4 protein-coding genes are annotated in these 3,976 nt (G+C 37.6%); all 4 read right to left on the bottom strand.

Translation table 11 applies throughout. The features are described from left to right. Window positions 1-268 precede the first annotated feature (268 nt). Window positions 269-1,747: a T9SS type A sorting domain-containing protein gene (locus G3O08_RS20400; RefSeq protein WP_163287299.1), complete on the bottom strand. Its 1,479-nt coding sequence runs from the start codon at window positions 1,745-1,747 to the stop codon at window positions 269-271. A gap of 4 nt (window positions 1,748-1,751) precedes the next feature. Continuing rightward, window positions 1,752-2,135, bottom strand: a complete 384-nt coding sequence (locus G3O08_RS20395) for a T9SS type A sorting domain-containing protein (protein WP_163287298.1) — start codon at window positions 2,133-2,135, stop codon at window positions 1,752-1,754. 68 nt (window positions 2,136-2,203) lie between these two features. Next, entirely contained in the window at window positions 2,204-3,706 is a 1,503-nt protein-coding gene (locus G3O08_RS20390) for a T9SS type A sorting domain-containing protein (RefSeq protein WP_163287297.1), read from the bottom strand. A gap of 4 nt (window positions 3,707-3,710) precedes the next feature. Continuing rightward, a partial coding sequence (locus G3O08_RS20385) for a T9SS type A sorting domain-containing protein (RefSeq protein WP_163287296.1) occupies window positions 3,711-3,976 on the bottom strand: 266 nt, incomplete at its 5' end.

Below are 3,976 nucleotides of genomic sequence, written 5' to 3'. Positions count from 1 at the left end.
AAGTAGTCAGCTCTGACAAATTTTTAATATCTTTGGATTGCAGCATTTTTACGTATTTGGAATTACGCCTTTAAGATACTGTTTTTCAGAATCTTAAAGTAATAAAAATGCTGCACTTTTTAACTTTTCAATGTTAATTATCAACACAATAGCTCCTGCGAAACTTTAGTAATTTACTCGAAAGGAAAGGATTCTCGATATCTCAAATTCGGTCAAATGTTATAATCTTCCTGATAAAAACCGAATGGTACGACGCCTTACCACCTTTCTACTCCACCAAAACCTTACCCGTCAAAACCTGCTTTTCGCTTATTGCTTTTACCACATACATACCTTGTGGAAGGTTTATTAAATCAATTGTGCCACTTGCGTCAACTATGTTAACTTCTTGAACAAGCCGCCCGTTTAAATCATATATCTGTACGCGTGTAAGTCTCTGATTTTTATCAGGCAAACGAATTTGTATAGATTCTCTCGCGGGGTTGGGATAAACCTCCAGTTTGCCGCGCCCTGCCTTTTCATCCACCCCCACAAAACCGGAAGGTTGCAGCCGCACCAGGCAGCTATAGGGCTCACCACCGAAGGAAGAGAAATTCCCGCCAATTATCAATTTTCCATCTGGTAATTTTTTAACTACTGATACTGTAGGTCCAAATAAAGCAGAATAATTGCCCCAAATTGCGGCGTCTGCTCCCAAATCAGAAAAAGCTCCAATAATAAGGTCGCCATTATCCTGAATTTTAGCAATTTTGTTTACATCATAGCCATTGTATGATGTAATATATCCATGGATTATAAAGGTATCATCGGTATCTTTAATAACAGTTGCATAACTGTTAGCATGATAATCTTCATAGTCAAGAAGAATTGTAGGAATTTGAAAAGTGGTATCAACTGAACCATTGGGCAATAATCTGGCAAGAGAGACAGAGACATCTTCTTGATTAATGAACGTACTGCCCTCTATTGCTGTTAGCCAAATTCTATCCAGATCATCAATAAGGTTGACACCAGCTATGCCCGCAGGATTAAACGGAGATTGAAACGTTGTATCTACGGTAAAGTCAGAGTTAAGCTTGGCGATATTATTATATGCATATCCGTTTACCTCTGTAAATTGACCTGAAATAATATATGAGCCGTCACTTAAACTATCAAGCCTGACTATGTGCGCATCAATAGGCTGTGTGCAATGCACCATCGGGAAACCGGGCACAGGTTTGCCCAAAGAATCAATTAGGCATAACTGACGCAGCCCCTGACTTTCTATATTCGTATTCATCAAGGTGCTATCTGTAAAAAAGCGACCTGCAACCAGAATATTGTCATTTTCTAAAATCAAAACGTCTAAGGCGATATTCGATAGTGGCCCATTGTAAAGCTGTTTTTGAAATTCAAATTTGAAATCTGAATAAAGGATATAATCCTCTGTAAATTGACGCAGACCAAAACCGAATTGAATATACCTATCCTTATATTCAGCTGCATAAGACCCCCCTACTTGACTGAAATCCTCATTCAGTTGGCCATTTTGCTCAAAAAAAACACCAGCCTGAGGATATGATTGAAGATAGTTTCCCATAACAAGATATCTATTCGTAGAAGTGTGAATAATATCTGATACGCCACCTCTTGTAAGTGTTAACCCTGAATTAAAGCTTGGATCAATTGTATAATTAATCACCTGTGCGGGCATTCTGCCTGCACAAGTGATTATTAGTATGAGTATGAAAACAAATTTTTTCATGTTTTTAGTGAGTTACTATAAATTTTCCATCGCTCACTTTTTTACCATTTTGAACCCATTGATATAAATACAGTCCATTGGTCAGTTTTCGGGTGTCAATCAATTCTTGTCCATCATATAATTTCCCAACGTTCCTTGAAAGGACTTGTTTTCCAAGATTGTCATAGACATGAAGTACAGACTTTTCCTCTGCTTTTAAGAAATTAAATTTAATAGTAACGTAAGAATTAGCAGGGTTCGGATAGGCTGATGTTGTATTTATTTCAGCAATTAACTCATTGTAAGTCGCTTTCGGTTTTTGAGGTGTTGCAATACTTTTTGGACTTCCAATGGCATCATAACAAATATTATAATGAAAACACAGCAAGTTTTGGGCAGCCAACTCCATCTTTTTCGTTTCATACATCACATTCCTCATCTCCTAGCTGTTTAAATTAAAAATTATTTACCACACTTTTACTCAACCAAAACCTTACCCGTAAAAACCTGCTTTTCGCTTATTGCTTTTACCACATACATACCTTGTGGAAGGTTTATTAAATCAATTTTGCCACTAGCGTCAACTATGTTAACTTCTTGAACAAGCCGCCCGTTTAAATCATACAATTGTACTTGAGTAAGCCTTTGATTTTTATCCGGAAGCTGAATCGTTATAAATTCTCTTGCCGGATTAGGATAAACCTTAAGTTTACCACGCCCTTCTTTTTCATCTACCCCCACAAATCCGGAAGGCTGCAACCGTACCAGGCAGCTATAGGGCTCGCCACCAAAAGAAGAAAACTCGCCACCAATCAACAAGTTACCATCAGGTAATTTTAAGATCTTCTTGATGTCAGTACCGGCAACGGCTCCGGAAACGGGTTCATAACCCGGCCATGAAGCACCATCGGCACCCAGGTTTGAAAAAGCATTTTCTACTACAGTGCCATCATCTTGTACTTTTACGAGGCATTTATGGTAGTTACCATTTACGTAAACAAAATTACCACCAAATATAAAGGTGCCATCGGTATCTTCAACTACCACGTATGGAGACCTAATAGCAAGAATGTCATCGTTTGAGCCTACCAAAGTTTGCAAGATTGGTCTACTAAATGAAGAGTCCAGTTCACCATTGCTAAGCAGCCGTGCATATCGTATGGGTTCATCAGGGTTTGATTGAAGAGCCACATTGGGGCCACCACCTACCCAAATTCTATCTTGACTATCAACTAACCTGATTCCAACAGCGCTTGAGGGTGTAAGTATATTATAAAACGTTGTATCTAAAGAAAAATCTGGATTAAGCTTGGCTATATTATTATACATATATCCATTTACTTCCGTAAATTGACCTGAAATAATATACGAGCCATCACTTAAGCTATCTATTCTGTGGATAGCTGCATCAATTGGCTGTGTGCAATGCACCATTGGAAAACCGGGCACCGGTATTCCCAAAGAATCAATTAAGCATAACTGACGCAGCCCCTGACTTTCTATATTCGTATTCATCAAGGTGCTATCTGTAAAAAAGCGACCCGCAACAAGGATGTTATCATTTTCTAAAATCAAAACGTCTAAAGCTATGTTGGCAAGTGGTCCACTATAAAGCTGTTTTTGAAATTCAAATTTGAAATCTGAATATGGAGTCATTGCTTCACCGGTGATTCCGAGATGATTTCCAAATTTCAAATAACGCCCTCGATATTCTTGCACATAATATCCGCTAATTTCTAGAAAGTTATAGATATACTGACCACTTTCGGTAAAAAAAACACCAGCCTGAGGTGATGCTTGAAAATAGTTTCCCATAACAAGATATTTATTCGTAGAAGTGTGGATAATATCAGATACACCACCTCTTGTAAGTGTTAACTCGGAATTAAAACTTGGGTCGATTGTATAAATAATCACTTGTGCGGGCATTCTGCCTGCACAAGTGATTATTAGTATGAGTATGAAAACAAATTTTTTCATGTTTTTAGTGAGTTACTATAAATTTTCCATCGCTCACTTTTTTACCATTTTGAACCCATTGATATAAATACAGTCCATTGGTCAGTTTTCGGGTGTCAATTAATTCTTGTCCATCATATAATTTCCCAACGTTCCTTGAAAGGACTTGTTTTCCAAGATTGTCATAGACATGAAGTACAGACTTTTCCTCTGCTTTTAAGAAATTAAATTTAATAGTAACGTAAGAATTAGCAGGGTTCGGATAGGCTGATGTTGTATTTATTTCAGCAA

It is taken from the genome of Cryomorpha ignava (genome assembly GCF_010686655.1).
Taxonomy (GTDB): Bacteria; Bacteroidota; Bacteroidia; order Flavobacteriales_D; family Cryomorphaceae; genus Cryomorpha; species Cryomorpha ignava.
The sequence above is the reverse complement of the archived record's forward strand: the minus strand, read 5'-3'. Positions and strand labels throughout refer to the sequence as shown.